At 73.5% G+C, this 17,375-nt stretch carries 15 protein-coding genes; 10 read left to right on the forward strand and 5 right to left on the reverse strand.

The window, feature by feature from the left end; all coding sequences use genetic code 11:
* Positions 1-1,044 (reverse strand): hypothetical protein (locus ACFWI8_RS22335; protein ID WP_387094382.1); only part of this gene is annotated, 1,044 nt, incomplete at its 3' end.
* A 218-nt stretch (positions 1,045-1,262) separates the two neighbouring features.
* Between ACFWI8_RS22335 and ACFWI8_RS22340 the strand changes: the two genes are divergently transcribed.
* The 5 genes from ACFWI8_RS22340 (at position 1,263) to ACFWI8_RS22360 (ending at position 5,229) form a co-directional block, all read left to right on the forward strand.
* Positions 1,263-1,706, forward strand: coding sequence for a hypothetical protein (locus ACFWI8_RS22340; protein WP_387094384.1), 444 nt, complete (start codon positions 1,263-1,265; stop codon positions 1,704-1,706).
* A 5-nt stretch (positions 1,707-1,711) separates the two neighbouring features.
* A complete protein-coding gene (locus ACFWI8_RS22345; protein ID WP_387094386.1) occupies positions 1,712-1,981 on the forward strand; it encodes a DUF3817 domain-containing protein in 270 nt (89 codons plus the stop codon).
* Between the two features lie 208 nt (positions 1,982-2,189).
* Complete coding sequence (locus ACFWI8_RS22350; RefSeq protein ID WP_387094389.1) at positions 2,190-2,942, forward strand: class I SAM-dependent methyltransferase; 753 nt, start codon at positions 2,190-2,192, stop codon at positions 2,940-2,942.
* A 5-nt stretch (positions 2,943-2,947) separates the two neighbouring features.
* Positions 2,948-4,003, forward strand: a complete 1,056-nt coding sequence (locus ACFWI8_RS22355; protein WP_387094391.1) for a pyridoxal-phosphate dependent enzyme — start codon at positions 2,948-2,950, stop codon at positions 4,001-4,003.
* Positions 4,000-5,229 carry an argininosuccinate lyase gene (locus ACFWI8_RS22360; RefSeq protein WP_387094394.1) on the forward strand — a complete coding sequence of 410 codons (1,230 nt, stop codon included), beginning with the start codon at positions 4,000-4,002 and terminating at the stop codon, positions 5,227-5,229. Before ACFWI8_RS22355 ends, ACFWI8_RS22360 begins: the two co-directional genes overlap by 4 nt.
* A 290-nt stretch (positions 5,230-5,519) precedes the next feature.
* Here ACFWI8_RS22360 and ACFWI8_RS22365 read toward each other — a convergent pair whose 3' ends face one another.
* From ACFWI8_RS22365 to glgX, 3 genes are all read right to left on the reverse strand, one after another.
* Positions 5,520-7,295: a TerD family protein gene (locus ACFWI8_RS22365; protein WP_387094396.1), complete on the reverse strand. Its 1,776-nt coding sequence runs from the start codon at positions 7,293-7,295 to the stop codon at positions 5,520-5,522.
* 107 nt (positions 7,296-7,402) lie between these two features.
* A complete protein-coding gene (locus ACFWI8_RS22370) occupies positions 7,403-7,981 on the reverse strand; it encodes a TerD family protein (protein WP_387094399.1) in 579 nt (192 codons plus the stop codon).
* Between the two features lie 127 nt (positions 7,982-8,108).
* On the reverse strand, positions 8,109-10,283 hold the full coding sequence (gene glgX, locus ACFWI8_RS22375) for a glycogen debranching protein GlgX (protein ID WP_387094402.1): 2,175 nt from the start codon (positions 10,281-10,283) through the stop codon (positions 8,109-8,111).
* 229 nt (positions 10,284-10,512) lie between these two features.
* Between glgX and ACFWI8_RS22380 the strand changes: the two genes are divergently transcribed.
* The 3 genes from ACFWI8_RS22380 to ACFWI8_RS22390 all read left to right on the forward strand — a co-directional run bounded on the left by ACFWI8_RS22380 (position 10,513) and on the right by ACFWI8_RS22390 (position 13,068).
* Positions 10,513-11,712, forward strand: a complete 1,200-nt coding sequence (locus ACFWI8_RS22380) for an Ig-like domain-containing protein (RefSeq protein ID WP_387094404.1) — start codon at positions 10,513-10,515, stop codon at positions 11,710-11,712.
* A 24-nt stretch (positions 11,713-11,736) separates the two neighbouring features.
* The gene (locus ACFWI8_RS22385; RefSeq protein ID WP_387094406.1) at positions 11,737-12,513 is read left to right on the forward strand and encodes an enoyl-CoA hydratase/isomerase family protein; all 777 of its coding nucleotides are present in this window, start codon (positions 11,737-11,739) and stop codon (positions 12,511-12,513) included.
* A 78-nt stretch (positions 12,514-12,591) separates the two neighbouring features.
* The gene (locus ACFWI8_RS22390) at positions 12,592-13,068 is read left to right on the forward strand and encodes an ATP-binding protein (RefSeq protein WP_387094409.1); all 477 of its coding nucleotides are present in this window, start codon (positions 12,592-12,594) and stop codon (positions 13,066-13,068) included.
* A 200-nt stretch (positions 13,069-13,268) separates the two neighbouring features.
* Here the strand turns inward: ACFWI8_RS22390 and ACFWI8_RS22395 are convergent, their stop codons facing one another.
* Positions 13,269-13,583, reverse strand: a complete 315-nt coding sequence (locus tag ACFWI8_RS22395; RefSeq protein ID WP_387094412.1) for a hypothetical protein — start codon at positions 13,581-13,583, stop codon at positions 13,269-13,271.
* Between the two features lie 123 nt (positions 13,584-13,706).
* Between ACFWI8_RS22395 and ACFWI8_RS22400 the strand changes: the two genes are divergently transcribed.
* Complete coding sequence (locus ACFWI8_RS22400; RefSeq protein ID WP_387094414.1) at positions 13,707-15,521, forward strand: ABC transporter ATP-binding protein; 1,815 nt, start codon at positions 13,707-13,709, stop codon at positions 15,519-15,521.
* Positions 15,518-17,368, forward strand: coding sequence for an ABC transporter ATP-binding protein (locus tag ACFWI8_RS22405; RefSeq protein WP_387094417.1), 1,851 nt, complete (start codon positions 15,518-15,520; stop codon positions 17,366-17,368). The genes ACFWI8_RS22400 and ACFWI8_RS22405 overlap by 4 nt, the downstream gene beginning before the upstream one ends.
* Positions 17,369-17,375 lie beyond the last annotated feature (7 nt).

Here is a 17,375-nt window from a genome sequence, read left to right on the forward strand (position 1 = left end):
GGGGGGGGCGTTGCGGCGGGCGCCCCCCCCCGACGCCTCGCGCCGCGCCGGCAGGGCGAGGGTCAGCACCCACAACGCCCCGAGGTCGAAGGCGAGTTCGCTGACGGCCGCGAACTGGTTGACGGTGAACTTGAAGACCTGGCCCACCAGCACGTCGACGAGCAGGGCCAGCCAGAACAGCCGCAGCGCGCCCGCCCGGTCCTGGCGCAGGCGCAGCAGCCCGGCCAGGCAGAGGGCGGCCGAGACGGCGGCGCTGAGCAGGATGCCGACGCTGGCGCCCACCTGTGGGTCGCCGGACAGCCGGCCGCCGGCGAGGTCGGCGAGGGTCCAACAGGTCAGCAGCAGCGCCTCGGTGACGACACAGACGATGGCGAGCGTGGCGGCGAGACGCGTGCCGGCCAGCCGCCGCAGGGCCCGGACGGCGCCCGCCGCCCGGGCCGGGTGGCGCTTGGCGGGGGCGCGCTCCGGCACCGTGGCGAGCAGCCGGGCGAGGGCCGTGTCGATGTCCCGCTCCGAGTCCGCGACCAGGGCGAGCGCGGATCGCCGCTGCTCGGCGGTGAGGCCGCGCGTGACGCCGGCGAGTGCCAGGTCGGCGGCGTGCGCGGTGCGCCGCTCGGCGGTGAGCCGGGCCGGGTCGGCCGTCCGGCGGCGCACCAGGCGGGCGAGGAGCAGGAGCAGGGCGAAGCTGGCGTAGATGAGGCCGGCGGCCGGTTGGTAGAAGTAGCCGGGTTCGTCCGTGACCTGCTTGCCGATCTCGTCGATGAAGAGGCCGAAGCCGACGCCGCCCACGAGCGCCCCGGCGCGCCGGACGGCGTGCCCGAGGAAGCAGACCATGAGCAGGACCGCGCTAGCCATCAGCAGCCCGCCCCACAGCATGTGGGCGATGTGCAGGCTGCCGCCGCCCCCGCCCAGCTTGGGGTAGCCGGCCTGGGCCAGGAACGCGCGGGTGCCGAGGACGGTGGCGATCCCGGCGAGCGCGAACAGGTCGACGTACCCGCCGGCGGCGCGGCCGGCCGGTGTCCAGGCGCGCGGGTGCGCGGCCATCGGGTCCCTCCCCTCGCCCCGGACGCTCCGGAGCCCCGTCCCAGGATCGGCCGGTCCAGCGGCGGGCCGCGATCCGGCAAACCCCCGGCTCTTCCCGGTACTTGTCCCCCGAGGAACCCCGGAGAGGGGGTGGCCGGGCCGCACTGCGAATGACTTGGCGTACTATGCATTGCCAGCCAACATATACGTCCAGTTCTCGTGCTTGGGGGAGCCACCCGATGGCCAAGCTGCTGTTGTCCGTCCACGTCCTCGCGGCGATCCTGGCCATCGGCCCGGTCGCCGTGGCCGCCTCGATCTTTCCGCGCTACGCCCGGGAGCCGGAGCCGGAGCCGGGCGCGGGCGCCGCGCTCCTGCACCGGATATGCCGCGGCTACGCGGTCTTCGGCATCCTCGTCCCGGTCTTCGGGCTCGCCACCGGCGCCCAGTTGGGCGTGCTGACCGACGCCTGGCTGATCGCGTCGATCGTGCTGACCGCGATCGCCGCGGCCCTCCTCGCGACGGCGATCCTGCCAGGCCAGGCGCGCGTGCTCGCGGCACCCGCCGGCGAGGTCGTCCCGGGCGCCGCGGCCCGGCTCGCCATGCTCACCGGGACCTTCAACCTGCTGTGGGCGATCGTCGTGGTCCTGATGATCGTGCGCCCCGGATCGACGACCGGAGTCTGAGCCCGATGCGAACCCTGCGCGCCGCGGCCGCCGTCGAGGCCGCCTCCCTCGCGCTCCTGCTGGTCAACCTCGTCACCGTGCACGCGGAGGCCGTCACCTCGCTGGCCGGCCCGACACACGGCACGGCCTACCTCGCGACCATCGCCGTCACCTGGCAGGCCACCGCCTCCCCCGCGGCCCGCCGGCGCTCCCTCGTCCCCGGCGTCGGTGGGCTGCTCGCCCTGCGATGTATCGGGAGGTCGTCCGGGAACCAGGCGCCCGCCGCGCCCGACTGAACAAGTGACCACGAGAAAGCCGCACCGAGCGAAGGAAGGCGGAAATTCGACAGCCCCTCCCCGTAGTCGGCCGAAATGGCCCCCGAGTTCCCGCCTTTCCGTCTCTCCCTTTCGCACGCCTTTTCTCTTGTCAGCGCACCGCCCGTGAACTACCGTTCCGCGCGGCATGAAAGTCCTTCACTCTCTCCCGGAACAGAGGTGCCCGCGAATGCGGTGGTACGAGGACGAGACTTTATGGTCGGACTTCTCCAGCACGATGTTCTCGGCCCGGAGGGCCGACGAGGTCGCACGTCTGGTGGCCGGCGCGCCGTTGTTCGAATTCCCCGGGGGATCCCGGGTGTTGGATCTCTGCTGCGGCCCCGGGCTGTTTCTGGTGCCACTGGCGCGCTGCGGTTACGAGGTGACCGGCGTCGACCTGAGCCCGACCATGCTGAAACGCGCGGAAACGGCCTGTGCCCGGGCCGGTGTTCCCATGCCCCGCCTGATAAGCGCGGACATGCTGACGTTCACCGAGCCGGAATCCTTCGACGTGGTGCTCAACGTCTACACCTCCTTCGGCTACTTCGAGGAACCCGCGGACAACGCCCGGGTGCTGCGCAACGCCCACGACTCGCTGGTGCCCGGCGGGCAGCTCATCGTGGACGTGCTCGGCAAGGAGGTGCTGGCCGGCTGGATCGGCCGCCCGCAGCTGGTGGAGTTGGAGGACGGCGGCTACGTCGTCCAGCGCGACACCGTCCTGGACGGCTGGCGCCGGCTGCGCACCGACTGGACGCTGGTCAGGGGCGGCACCGCGCGCGAGGCGTCGATCAGCAGCTGGCTCTACAGCGGGGCCGAACTGTGCGCGCTGTTCGAGGCGGCCGGCTTCGTCGACGTCGCCTGCTACGGCGGCTTCGACGCCTCCCCCTACGACCAGCACGCGAAGCGGCTCGTGGTGCGCGGCACCCGCGCCGCCGCCCGGTGACCGCCATGGGCGCCCCGGTCCACGAGCACATCAGCGACGCCGTCAAAGCCCCCGACCTGGTCCGCCTCACCCCCAACACACTGCTGGCCCGCTTCGAGACGCTGAAGGTCTACGCGGCGCTCGGCGCCGTGCGCACCCTGCTGGAGCGCGGCACGATCCGCCCGGGCGGGACCGTGATCGACAGCTCAAGCGGCATCTACGCGCTCGCCCTCGCCCTGGCCTGCCACCGGTACGGGCTGCACTGCCACATCGTCGCCTCCACCACCGTGGACGCCACCATGCGGGTCCAGTTGGAGATCCTCGGCGCCACCGTCGACCAGATGCCGCCCTCCCACGACCTCCGCCTCGACCAGGAACGGCGAGTGCGGCGGGTCCACGAGATCCTCGCCGAGCGGCCCGGCACGCACTGGATGCGGCAGTACCACGACCCCGTCCACTACGCCGGCTACCAGGAGTTCGCCGACCTGGTGGCCGCCGCGCTGCCGGGCCAGGCGCTGACCGTGGTCGGCGCGGTCGGCACCGGCGCCTCGACCGCGGGCCTCGTGCTGCCGCTGCGCCGGCACGGCCTCGACGTCCGGCTCGTCGGACTCCAGCCGTTCGGCAGCGTCACCTTCGGCAGCGACCACCTGAGCGACCCCGAGGCGATCATCGCCGGCATCGGCAGCGCCATCCCGTTCGGCAACGTGCGCCACCGGCTCTACGACACCCTGCACTGGATCGACTTCCGGCACGCCACCGCCGGCGCCGTCGGGCTGCTGCGCGACCACGCGGTCTTCGCCGGCCTGTCCACCGGCGCCGCCTACCTGGCCGCCGGCTGGGAGGCGACCCAGCACCCGGAGCGGACCCACCTGGTGATCGGACCCGACACCGGACACCGCTACGTGGAGCGGGCCTTCGCCCGGCACCGCGAGATGCCGGACGCCCGTGCGCTCCGGCCGCGCCGTGTCACCCGGCTCGCCGACCTCGCGCCGCCCTGGTCGGTGATGGCCTGGCGCGGCGCCGACGCTCCGGAACAGGCCCGCCACGCGCCCCACGTCACCGTCCTGGAGGACGCGCCATGACCATCGCCGCGCTCGAACTGCTCTCCTTCGGACTCGGCCGCATCGTGGCGGCCGCCGCCGACGCCGGGCACCGGCTCGTCCTGCTCACCGCGGACCGCGCCGTCTACCGGCACGAGCTGGCGCACCTTCCGCCCGACGCCCGGGGAGCCTTCGACGTCGTGGACGTGGACACCCTCGACCCGGCCGCGAGCGCCGCCGCCCTGGCCGGGATCCCCGACCTGGCCGGGCTGATCAACTCCACCGACACCTTCGGTGTGGTCGCCGCCGACCTCGCCGCCGGGCTCGGACTGCCGGGCCCAGAGCCGGCGGCCGTCCGGCTGGTCCGCGACAAGGCGGCGGTGCGCGCCCTGCTGCACGACCGCGGCCTCAGCCGGCTGCCCGCCAGACCCCTGACCGGCGAGGACCCGGCGGCCGACGCCGCGACCGTGCTCGACGCGATCGGGCTGCCCGCCGTACTCAAGGACACCGCGGGCACCTCGTCGCGCGGCGTCTGGCTGGTGCGCGACGAGGCCGCGCTGCGCGCCGCCCTGACCGCCGCCGCCGGCACCCCGCTGCGCGGCGGCCTGTTCGCCGAACCCCTGGCGGCCGGGCCGCTCTACAGCGCGGAGACCCTGAGCTGGGCGGGCCGCACCAGGCTGCTCGGCGTGTGCAGCCGGCTGGTCTCGCCGGAACCGGCCGTCCGCGAGGAGGCCGCCTCCTTCCCGGTGGCCCTGCCGGGTCCCGAGGCGGCCGGCGTCGAGGAGTGGATCGGCCGGCTGCTGGCCGCCGTCGGGCATGAGGCGGGGTTCGCACACGTCGAGTTCGTGCTCACCGAGCGAGGCCCGGAACTCGTCGAGATCAACCGGCGGATCGGCGGCGCGCTGGTCGGCGAGGCGCTGTGCCGCCGGCTGGGGGTCAACGTCTACGACGCCCTGATCGACACCACCCTCGGCCGGCGCCCCGGGCTGCTCGACGCGCCCCGCGACGCCGGCCCGGCCAGCGGCTTCGTCCTCGTCTACCCGCCGACCGCCGGCACCCTCACCGGCTGGTCAGGCCTTGACGCCCTGTCCGCCTTCCCCGGCAACCCCGAGTGGTACCCCACCCTCTCCCCCGGCGACCGGGTGCACCACCTCGACGACCAGCGCGGCTGCACCGGCCTCCTGCTGACCGAGGCGCCCACCGCCGAGCTCGCCCTGCACCGGGCGCTGGCCGCCGCCGGCAGCGTCCACCCGCTCATGGCGCCCTGAGAAACCGGGATCCGGGGGCCCGCCTGGTCAGCTGCTGAGCAGCGGCATCGCCCGGGGCGCCCTGCTGGGCTTCGTGCCCGCGCTGCGGCAGGTCCACCTGCCGCCCGAGGTGGTGCTGCTGCTCTTCTGCGCCTGGCGCTGCTGGCCCGCGCAAGCGGGCCACGGTGCTCAGGCTCCGCGACCAGCAGCGCATCGACGACACCGTGCTCCGCCAGGTGCAGACCGCCCTCGACATCGAGGAGGTGCGGCTCTCCCGACGGCGTGAGGACCTGTCTCCGGTACGGCCGCGCTCAGGACGCCGACCGCTGCCGGGCGACGGCCAGGTGCTCGAGGACCTGCGAGACCACCCGGCTGTTGCCCGGCGCCAGGGGCGGCTCGTAGGTCCAGGAGTGGCCCACCCAGGGGTCGGCGAGGTGGTCGTCCGGCACCGGCGTGATCCGCAGCAGGGCCCGCCACAGCGGGTCGAGCACCGGACCGTAGGCCCGGGCGTCGTCCCGGTCGGCGACCATGATCAGGTTGACCCCTATCGAGGGGCCCTCGTCGGCGAGGTAGCGCAGCTGGGTGATGGCCCGGTCGTCGAAGCCGTGCGGGAAGTCGTGGACGACGAGCAGCTGTTCCGCCGGATCCAGGTCCGGCGGCAGCGAGTCGACCGCCCCGCTGCGCACGGCCATCTGGATCAGGTCGACGCGCTGGGTCAGCCGGTCGAGGACGGTGCGCACCCCCGCGTGGCCGACCGCCGGCGGCTCGCGCAGCGCGCCGGTGCTCAGCAGCGGCTCCAGCGCGCCGGCCGCGGCGCCCGCCGGGTCGATCACCTGCACGTTGAACGCGCCCACCGGGTGGACCGCGAGCACCCTGGCCACCACGGCCGTGGCCGTCTCGGCGGCCAGCCGCCGCAGGCCGTCCGCGTCCACCGCGGCGGCCTCGGGCGAGGCGGCGACGCGCCGCCCGGAGTCGATCCACAGCCCCCGCTGGAGCGGCAGCCGCACCAGCATCGGGATCCGCAGGTCGGCGCGCTCCGGCAGGCTGAGGTCGCCGAGCCGCAGCGCCATCGGCGTCTGGCCCGGCACCTGGTACGCCTGCCAGACCGGGTTGTCCCAGCGGGCGAAGGCGGGCGGCAGCGCCGGCTCGACCACCTCCGACTCGGCGACCAGCTGCGCCACGTCCCGCTCGAAGTTGGCGCGCGCCTGGTCGACGAGCTGGCTGTGCTTGGCGCGGGCCTGGACGCGGGCCGCGTCGGCGGCCGGGCCGACCCGGGTGGCCGGGTCCGACAGCACCTGGTCGAGCTCGCGCTCCATCCGGGAGTCGGCGAAGTCGACCGCGCTGCGGTAGGCGGCCGTCGTCCTCGCCAGGTCCTCGAACATGCCCCAGACCTGGTTGTAGAGCCGCTCCTCCATGGTGTGCCCGGCCGCGTCCCCGGCGACCGGCTGGTCCGGCTGCCCTGACGGCGGGGTGACGGCGGCCCCCTGGCCCGGCGAGGGCAGGGGCGGAGGCGGGGGCGTGGCGACGGAGCGGGCCATGCCGCTGGCCACCGCCTCGTTGATGGTGGTGGCCAACTCCCGCGCCTGCGGCAGGCCCTGGTCCTCCAGCATGGCCGCGAGCCCACCCGAGTACCCCTGCCCCATGGCGCGCACCTTCCACCCGCCGCCGCGCCGGTACAGCTCGACGGCGACGATGGCCGACTCGGTGGCGAGGTCGGTGACCGTGTAGCGGACGATCTCGGTGCCGTCGAGGCCGGTGACGGCGATGGTGGGCGCGGCCACCGAGCCGAAGCTGGCCGGGCCGCCCACCCCCGACGGCAGGGCGAGCAGCACGTTCGCCCGGTGCACGGCCTCGGGCAGCGCGTCGAGGTCGACCGCGAGCCGGTGGTCGGCGGCGGCCTGCCGGGACACCTCGATGCCCGGCAGCCGGGGCGAGGCCGGGTGCGCTATCCACGCCGCCTCCCGCATCCGCCCCTGGTCGTCGTTGAGCGTCACCCCGGCCAACACCGGCTGCCCGGCCGACACCCGGATCTCGAGTCGGGTGTCGGTCAGTGGATGGTTCTGCCCGCGGATCAGCTCGGCCGCCATCGCCGCGCCCCCTGTCGTTTCCTCGCTCGCGCTGTGTGTTCGCCGCTGTCTGTTGTGCCCGCCCCGAAGGGCCGGAGCCCCGGATGGTACCGGTGGCGCCGACCGCCCTACAGGTGCGGCACCAGCGCGGGCATCAGGTCCTGGAAGGTGCGGCCCCTGGCCGGCTCGCCGATGGCGGTCATCTGCCAGGCGGCGCCCTGGCGGGTCACCTTGGCCATGACCTGCGCGGTGTAGTCGCCGCCGCCGGTCAGCGTGTAGCGGGCGAGCTCCTGCCCGGTGGTCTCGTCGACCAGGCGGCAGAACGCGTTCTGCACCTCGGCGAAGGACTGGCCGGTGAAGGAGTTGACCGTGAAGACGATGGCGTCGATGTGGACCGGAACCCGCGGCAGGTCGACGAGGATCGCCTCGTCGTCGCCGCCCTGCCCGGCGCCGCCCACCAGGTTGTCGCCGGTGTGCCGCACGGAGCCGTCGTCGCTGACCAGGTGCTGGAAGAAGACCACGTCGACGGGCTGCTTGTCGGCGAAGAGGACCGCGGAGGCGTCCAGGTCGATCTCCTGGGTGCGGGACCTGAAGAGCCCGCGCCGGGGCGCCGCCTGCCAGCCGAGCCCCATCCGCACGGCGCTCAGCGAGCCGCCGTCCTGCTTCTGCAGGCTGATGGCCTGCCCCTTCGACAAGTCGATACCCATGGCTGGCTGTTCCCCTTCTGAGTGCCCGGCCGCCGGCGTCGGCGGCTGAACAGCACACTACGCACTGCCACTGACACCGCACGCGCCACAGCCGGCTTTGTGTCGGTCCTGCAATACTTCCGGGACGTCACTCGGCCCGGAGCAACTGTGCGGAGTGGTCCTGGAGTCGGAGCGTGCCGCCACCGGGGTGGGTGGTGTGGGGCGCCAGGTCCTGGTCCTCGCGAGCCGTGTCGACCAGCAGCCGGTAGGCGGACGCCCAGGGCGGTCCCGGCAGCGGGAAGTCGAGCGGCTCGGGGCCGGCGTGCAGCAGCAGCAGGAAGCTGTCGTCGACGATCGGCCGGCCCGCCGGGTCACGCCCCGGGATGTCACGCCCCGACAGGAACATGCCCAACGTGGCGCTCGGCGCGCTCCAGTCCGCCTCGGTCATCTCGCGCCCGTCGGCCGTGAACCAGCCGAGGTCGCGCAGTCCCGCCGGGCCGTGTCGGCGGCCGGAGAAGAAGGCGCGGCGGCGCAGCACGGGGTGGTCGTGGCGCAGCCGGATCAGCCGCCTGGTCAGGTCGAGCAGCGGGCGCCACTCGGGGTCCTCGGCCGACGCCCAGTCGAGCCAGCCGACCTCGTTGTCCTGGCAGTAGGCGTTGTTGTTGCCGGCCTGGGTGCGGCCGAGCTCGTCACCGGCCAGCAGCATCGGCACCCCGGTGGACAGCAGCAGCGTGGTGAGCAGGTTCCGCTGCTGTCTGCGGCGCAGCGCGGCGACGCCGGGGTCGTCGGTCGGGCCCTCGACGCCGCAGTTCCAGGAGCGGTTGTCGTCGCTGCCGTCGCGGTTGTCCTCGCCGTTGGCCTCGTTGCGCTTGCGCTCGTAGGTGACGAGGTCGCGCAGGGTGAACCCGTCGTGCGCGGTCACGAAGTTGACGGAGGCGTAGGGGCGGCGGCCGCTGCCCGCGTAGAGGTCGCTCGACCCGGAGAGCCGGTAGCCGAGGTCGCCGAGCTCGGGCAGCGCGCCGCGCCAGTAGTCGCGGACGGTGTCGCGGTAGCGGTCGTTCCACTCGGTCCACAGCGGCGGGAAGGCGCCGACCTGGTAGCCGCCGCTGCCCACGTCCCACGGTTCGGCGATGAGCTTGACCCGCCGCAGCACCGGGTCCTGGGCGATCACGGCGAGGAACGGCGAGAGCATGTCGACGTCGTGCATGGCGCGGGCCAGGGCGGCGGCCAGGTCGAAGCGGAAGCCGTCGACGCCCATCTCGGTGACCCAGTAGCGCAGCGAGTCGGTGATGAGCCGCAGCACGTGGGGCCGGACGACGTGCAGGGTGTTCCCGCAGCCGGTGTAGTCGGTGTAGTGGCGAGGGTCGGCGGCGAGCCGGTAGTAGCCGGCGTTGTCGATGCCGCGCAGCGAGAGGGTGGGGCCTTGCTCCCCGCCCTCGGCGGTGTGGTTGTAGACGACGTCGAGGATGATCTCGATGCCGGCCTCGTGCAGCGCGTCGACCATGGCGCGGAACTCGCCGATCTGTTCGCCGCGGGTGCCGGAGGCGCTGTAGCCGGCGTGCGGGGCGAAGTAGCCGATGGAGTCGTAGCCCCAGTAGTTGCGCAGGCCGCGGCGGACGAGACGCCCGTCGTGCGCGAACTGGTGGACGGGCAGCAGCTCGACGGCGGTGACGCCCAGTCGGGTGAGGTGCTCGATCGCCGCGGGGTGGCCGAGTCCGGCGTAGGTGCCGCGGAGTTCGGGTGGCACGCCGGGGTGGCGCATGGTGAACCCGCGCACGTGGAGCTCGTAGATGACGGAGTCGGCCCAGTCGGTGCGCGGGCGCGGCGCGGCCGGGGGCGGGGTCTTGAGGTCGGGCACCACCACGCCCTTGGGGACGAACGGCGCCGAGTCCCGCGCGTCGCGCAGGGTGTCCGCGAGGTCCGCCGCCGGGTGGTCGCGGTCGTGGCCGTACACCTCGGCCGGCGTTCCGTCGAACTCACCGTCCACCGCCCTGGCGTAGGGGTCGAGCAGCAGCTTGGCCGGGTTCCAGCGGTCGCCGGCGAGCGGGTCCCAGGGTCCGTGCACCCGGTAGCCGTAGCGCTGTCCGGGGCGGACGCCGGGCAGGAAGCCGTGCCAGATCTCGTGGGTCAGCTCGGTGAGCCGGTGCCGGGTCTCGTGCCCCGCGTCGTCGAAGAGGCAGAGCTCGACGGCGTCCGCGCCGCCCGCCCACAGGGCGAAGTTGGTGCCCTCCACCGCGTCGGGCCCCGGGCCGAACCGGGCGCCGAGCGGTTCCGGCCGGCCGGGCCAGACGTCGGCAGGCCCGGGCTGGGGTGCGTGGCGCACGGCGGCCCTCCCGTCGTTCTTCCGCTCGGTCTTCCACTGGTCCCTACACCCCGAATGCCGGGGATGCGCATTTTGCCACGGCGCAGGGAGCGTCCGACGGCAACGACCAGGCCGTCTGCAGCGGAACGGTGACAGGAGTCGGGGATTCCCACCGGCAACAATGTGATTACCTGGCCACACAGAGGGGCGGCGCGCGGTATGTCGCGCGCGAGGGAGAAAGCGAAACAAATTGAGAACGCGGCGTGCGAGAAGACGAGTCTCGGGGGCGACGGCGGCACTGCTGGGGGCACTGCTGCTGACGGTCACGGCGTGCAGCGGGGGCGGCGGCCAGGGCCGGGACGCCGATCCGGACGACGGGCCGACCGAGGCGGCCGAAGTATCCATATCCATCGCGCCCGATGACGGCGCGACGGACGTGCCCACCTCCGGCGAACTGCGGGTGGGCGCCGAGGACGGCACCCTCACCGAGGTGCGGGTCACCGACCCCGAGGGCACCGAGGTGGCGGGCGAGCTCACCGAGGACGCGACCGGCTGGGAACCGACCGAACACCTGGCCAACGACACCGAGTACACCGTCGCCGTGGTCGGCGAGAACGCGGCGGGCACCGAGGCCACCAGGACCACCGGCTTCACCACGCTGGCGGCCGGATCCACCTTCACCAGCAACTGGAACATCTCCGACGGCGCCGAGGTCGGCGTCGGCATGGAGCTCTCGGTCACCTTCGACACGCCGATCGAGAACACCGACGAGGTGCGGGACGCGATCCAGATCGTGACCGAGCCGCCGGTCGAGGTCAGGGGCCACTGGTTCGGGAACCAGCGGATCGACTTCCGGCCCGAGGAGTACTGGGAGCCCGGCACCGAGGTCGACGTGCGGCTGCGGATCCGCGGCGTCGAGGGCGCCCCCGGCGTCTACGGCACGGCCCGCGAGGACGTCTCGTTCACCATCGGCCGCAGCCAGATCAGCACCGTGGACGTGGACACCCTCACCATGGACGTGGTCAGGGACGGCGAGTCCATCCGCACCATCCCGGTCACCACCGGCGCCCCGGGCTACGAGACCTGGAACGGCCGGATGGTCATCACCGAGAAGCTGGTCGAGACCCGGATGAACGGCGACACCGTCGGCTACGGCGGCGAGTACGACATCCCCGACGTGCCGCACGCCATGCGGCTGTCCACCTCGGGCACCTTCATCCACGGCAACTACTGGGGCGGCGACGTCTTCGGCAACGAGAACGCCAGCCACGGCTGCGTCGGCCTGCGCGACGTACGGGGCGCCGGCGACCCGGACACCCCGGCCGCCTGGTTCTTCGCCAACTCGCTCATCGGAGACGTGGTCGAGGTCGTCAACTCGAACGACGACGTCATCGCCCCCGACAACGGCCTCAACGGCTGGAACATGGCCTGGGAGGACTGGGGCGTGTGACCGGGGCTGACTAGCCTGGCGGTCATGACCGTTCATCTGGAGGTGGCGGACGGCGTCGGCACCATCCGACTCGACCGTCCGCCACTCAACGCGCTGGACATCGCCACCCAGGACCGACTGCGCGAACTCGCCGACGAGGTGACGGAACGGGACGACGTGCGCGCCGTGGTGCTCCGCGGCAGCGAGCGGGCGTTCGCGGCCGGGGCCGACATCAAGGAGATGCGGGCGATGGACCACGAGGCGATGGTGGCGCGCTCGCGCGGCCTCCAGGACGCCTTCACCGCCATTGCCCGGCTGCCCAAGCCGGTGATCGCCGCGATCACCGGCTACGCGCTGGGCGGTGGCTGCGAGTTGGCGCTCTGCGCCGACGTGCGGTTCGCCGCCGAGGACGCGAAGCTCGGCCAGCCGGAGATCCTGCTCGGCCTCATCCCCGGCGCCGGCGGCACCCAGCGGCTCGCCCGCCTGGTCGGCCCGTCCAGGGCCAAGGACCTCATCTTCACCGGCCGCCAGGTGACGGCGCCCGAGGCACTCGCGATCGGCCTGGTCGACCGGGTGCTGCCGGCCGACCGGGTGCTGGCCGAGGCCCACGACTGGGCCGCCCGACTGGCCACCGGGCCCGCGATGGCGCTGCGGGCCGCCAAGGAGTCGGTGGACGGCGGCCTCGAAACCGACATCGACACCGGCCTCACCATCGAACGCTCCTGGTTCGCCGGCCTGTTCGCCACCCGGGACCGGGAGTACGGCATGCGGAGCTTCGTCGAGGAAGGGCCGGGAAAGGCCAGGTTCTGGCCGCGCGACTGAGAAACCACGCTCACCCCGCGGGGGCACTTCCCCCGGAACCGCCCACGCTCCGGGCATATGCACGCCATGATGGGGGGCATGGCAGCAGCGGCGGACACCCCCATGCGGGACCTCATGCGCGAGGAGCAACTGACCGACGCGGCCCTGGAACCCGTCGGCGCTGATCCGTCGGTCCAGGAGGTGCGGCTTCCGTCCCGTCCCGAGTCCGCCGGGATCGCCAGAAGGCTGACCCGAGAACAGTTCGGCACCCGCTGGCTGCTGCCGGCCGAACTCACGGAGAACGCGGTGCTGCTGGTCTCCGAACTCGTCGGCAACGCGGTCCAGCACGCCGGCGCCCCCGCCTTCGGCCTACGGATCCGCCGCCGCCGCGGCTGGGTCCGGGTCGAGGTCAAGGACCCGTCCCGGGCGCTTCCCTGCCTGCTGCCGGTCCGCGAGATGGACGTGATCACGGGCCGGGGCCTTTTCCTCGTCGACACCCTGGCCGACCGGTGGGGCGTCGACCTGCTGCCGTGGGGGAAGTCGGTCTGGTTCGAGATGCGGACCGCTGCGCGCTGAGCGTGAGGCGACGCGACCGCCTGGGCGCTCCGCGCCGGTGTTTTTTCCCCCCGCCCACCCACCCCTTTCGCGCGCTGCGCGCGAGCGGCGCTGCGCGCCGGGCCGGGCGCGGTGGCGTTGCGCGCCCGGGCGGCTTCGCCGCCGGCCGTGCCGGCGAGACCCGACGGCGGCGAAGCCGCCGGCGCGGAGCGCCGGTCGCGCTACGCGCGCCTCGCCGCGCGGGTCGCGCGGCGACGGCGGTCGTTGCAGAGGAGGCAGCGGCCCCAGCCGGCCGGCAGCGGGTCGTCCTTGTCGCCGTACAGCGGATCGACCGCACCCCGCGGATGCTCCCGGCAGCCCGTCTCGCCCGGCCCTTCGCTGAGCGACTGCGCGGCCGTCAGGGCCCGCCGCAACGCGTCCACCAGCACCTCGGCCTGCTCCCCCGCCGGCGCCTCCTGGTCGAAGGCGATGTCGGACGCCGTCCGCAGCGCCGCCTGGAGGTCCCGAAGCTCCCGCATCCGTGTCAGCTGACTCATGTCGCACACCCTAAGCACCCGCACCGACAGTCGCCCGGCCCGCGGGTCCAAGGCTGCTCCGCCATCCGACCTAGGGCGAAAACCCGTGGGAACTGTCAGTGCCGGTCCGTAGGCTCGATAGCGATGTCTGCCACAGCCGATGCCCCAGCCCGAAAACGTTCCGTCGTCCGATCCCTGTTGCGGCTGTGGCCGTATGTGCGCCCGGTCAGGGCGCGGGTCTTCTCCGCCGCCGGGGTGGCCATCGTGGCCGCCAGCATGGGCCTGGTGATGCCGCTGGTGCTCAAGTGGATCGTGGACGGTCCGGTGAGCGACGGCGACAGCGCCGGCGTGTGGCTGGGCGGCCTGGTGCTGCTGGTGGTCGGCGTGGTCGAGGCCGCGCTGTTCGGGTTGCGCCGCTGGCTGGTGGCCCGCCCGCTCACCCGCGTCGAGGCGGACATGCGCTCCGCGCTCTACCGGCACGTGCAGCGGCTGCCGGTCTCCTTCCACGACCGCTGGCCCACCGGGCAGTTGCTCTCGCGGGGCACCGGGGACCTGCAGCTGCTGCGGATGTTCCTGGCCTTCGGCCTCACCTTCCTCATCGTCAACAGCGCCACCATCCTCATCGGCTTCGGCGTGCTGCTCGCCCAGGACTGGGGCCTCGGGCTGGTGCTGATCGCGCCCGTCGTGCCGTTGATCGTCGTCTGCTGGCTCTTCGAGCAGCGGTTCTCGGTGGTCGCGCGCCGTGCGCAGGACCAGGCGGGCGACCTGACCACGGTGGTCGAGGAGTCCATCCTCGGCATCCGGGTCATCAAGGGCTTCGGCCGCCACCGCAGCCAGGCCCGCGCCTTCCGGGAGCTGTCCCGCCAGCTGATGGACACCGAGCTGCACAAGGCCCGGCTGCTCGCGGCGATCTGGCTGGTCATCCTCAGCCTGCCCGAGCTGTTCCTCGGCATCGCGCTGGTGATCGGCGTCGTCCAGGTCTCCGACGGCGCGCTGACCGCCGGCACCCTGGTGGCGTTCATGACCACCGCCATGGCGCTGCGCTGGCCGGTGGAGTCCATCGGCTTCCTGCTGGCGCTGTGCAACGAGGCGGCCACCGCGACCGACCGCTTCTTCGAGGTGATGGACGTCGAGATACCGGCCGACGCGGCGCCGTCGTCCGGCGCGCCCGCCGTGGGGGAGCGGCGGGACGGCCTCCGCTTCGAGAACGTCGTCTTCCGCTACCCGGACGCGCCGCCCGACAGCCCGCCCGTGCTGGACGGCGTCGACCTGCACATCAGACCGGGCGAGACCATGGCCCTGGTCGGCGGCACCGGCAGTGGCAAGACCACGCTGATCGCCCTGGTCCCCCGGCTGCACGAGGTCACCGAGGGCCGCATCACCCTCGACGGCGTCGACATCGCGGGCCTGTCGCGGGACGAGGTGCGGCGACGGGTCGCCGTCGCGTTCGAGGAGCCGACGCTGTTCTCCGCGTCCGTCGCGGAGAACGTGCGGATGGGCAGCCCGGAGTCCGGCGACGAGGACCTGGAGCGCGCGCTGCGGGTCAGCCAGGCGGACGGCTTCGTCGGCGCGCTGCCGGCCGGCAGCGAGACGCAGGTCGGCGAGCAGGGGCTCAGCCTCTCCGGCGGCCAGCGGCAGCGCCTGGCGCTGGCCCGCGCCGTCATCGGCCAGCCCGGCTTCCTGGTGCTCGACGACCCGCTCTCCGCGCTCGACGTGCACACCGAGGCCCGGGTCGAGGCCGCCCTGCGCGAGGTCCTGGCCACCACCACGGCGCTGGTGGTCGCCCACCGGCCGTCCACCGTGCAGCTGGCCGACCGGGTCGCGCTGCTGTCCGGCGGCCGGATCGCCGCCGTCGGCACCCACACCGAGCTGCTGCACGGCAACGCGGAGTACCGGCACCTGATGACCGGTGAGCGCGCCGAGGAACACGACGCCTACAGCGAGGTCGCCGCGCGATGACCACCACCCTGGACACCCCGGACGAGAAGCAGCGGGACGAGCGGCCGGCGGCCGAGTCCGACCCGCTGGCCCAGGACACCCTCCCGTCGCCCAAGGGCGCCTCGCGCGGCCTCCTCGGCTCGCTGCTGCGGCCCTACCGGGGCCGGGTCGTGCTCGCCGCCGTGCTGCTGCTCACCCAGCAGGCGGCGGTGCAGGCCGTGCCGCTGCTGGTCGCCTACGCGATCGACAGCGGCGTGCCCGCGCTGCGCGAGGACGACAACGGCCCGCTGATCGCCGTCGCCGTGGCCTATCTGCTGTGCGCGGTGGGCGCCGGCGTGCTGCAGGCCGTGTTCATCCGGATCTCGGCCCGGATCAACCAGAACGTGCTGCTCGAAGTGCGCGGCCGCATCTACCGGCACGCCCAGGCGCTCAGCCTCGACTTCCACGACCGCTACACCTCGGGCCGGCTGATCTCCCGCTCGACCAGCGACGTCCAGTCGCTGCGCGAGCTGCTGAACGAGGGCCTCCAGGAGATGCTCAACATCCTGGTGTCCATCGTCTACATCGGCGGCCTGCTGCTCTACCTGGACCCGGGCCTCGGCGGGGCGGCGCTGCTCTCGTTCGTCCCGCTCTACCTGCTGGTGCGCAGCTTCAGGAAGCGCTCGGCCGAGCGCTTCCTGCGCCGGTCGACGGCGATCGCGGCGGTGATCGTCAAGTTCTCCGAGACGCTCAACGGGATACGGCCGGTGAAGGCGTTCCGCCGTGAGCAGGCCAACGACGAGGACTTCGAGCGGCTCAACCGCACGCACGAGCGGGTCAACGGCGACACGATCCTGGAGATGGCCAGGTTCGTGGTGCTCTCCCGGCTGATCGCGGCGGTCGCGGTGGCGGGGATCGTGCTGTGGGGCGCGCAGCGGGTGGCCTCCGGCGACCTGGAGCTCGGCGCGCTGGCCGCCGGCGCGCTCTACATCCGGCGGCTCTACGACCCGCTGGACCGCTTCGCGATGATCCTCAACAACTACCAGTCGGCGGTGGCCTCGCTGGACAAGATCGCCGGGCTGCTGGCCCAGCGACCCGACGTCCCCGAGCCGGAGCGGCCGGTCGAGCTGCCGGCCCGCGCGGCGGGGCAGCCGGGCCGCGAGGTGCTCTTCGACGACGTCCGCTTCGCCTACCGGACGGGCGGCGAGGTACTGCCGAGCTTCTCGCTGACGCTGCCGGCCGGTCAGACCACGGCGCTGGTGGGCGCCACGGGCGCGGGCAAGTCGACGCTGGCCAAGCTGCTCGCCAGGTTCTACGACCCGACCGAGGGCCGGGTGCTGCTCGACGGCACGGACCTGCGGGACCTGAGCATGCCGGAGCTGCGGCGCGGGGTGGTGATGGTGACCCAGGAGGCGTTCCTGTTCTCCGGGACGGTCGCGGAGAACATCGCCCTCGGCAAGCCGGACGCGACCAGGGACGAGATCGAGCGGGCCGCGAAGGCGATCGGCGCGCACGACTTCATCAGCTCGCTGCCGGAGGGCTACGACACGGACGTCCGCAAGCGGGGCGGCCGCATCTCGGCCGGCCAGCGGCAGCTGGTGGCGTTCGCGCGGGTGGTGCTGGCCGACCCGTCGGTGGTGATCCTCGACGAAGCGACGTCCTCGCTGGACATCCCGGGCGAGAAGGCGGTGCAGGACGCGATGGTGACGGTCCTCCAGGGCCGGACGGCGATGGTGATCGCGCACCGGCTCTCCACGGTGGTGATCGCGGACCGGGTGCTGGTCATGGACGCCGGCCGCATCGTGGAGGACGGCCCCCCTGATGAACTGATCGCCGGCGAGGGCCGGTTCTCGTCCCTCCACCGCGCCTGGCGCGACAGCCTGGCCTAGGGCCTGT

This window comes from Streptomyces sp. NPDC127098, from assembly GCF_042722465.1.
GTDB classification, from domain to species: domain Bacteria; phylum Actinomycetota; class Actinomycetes; order Streptomycetales; family Streptomycetaceae; genus Streptomyces; species Streptomyces millisiae.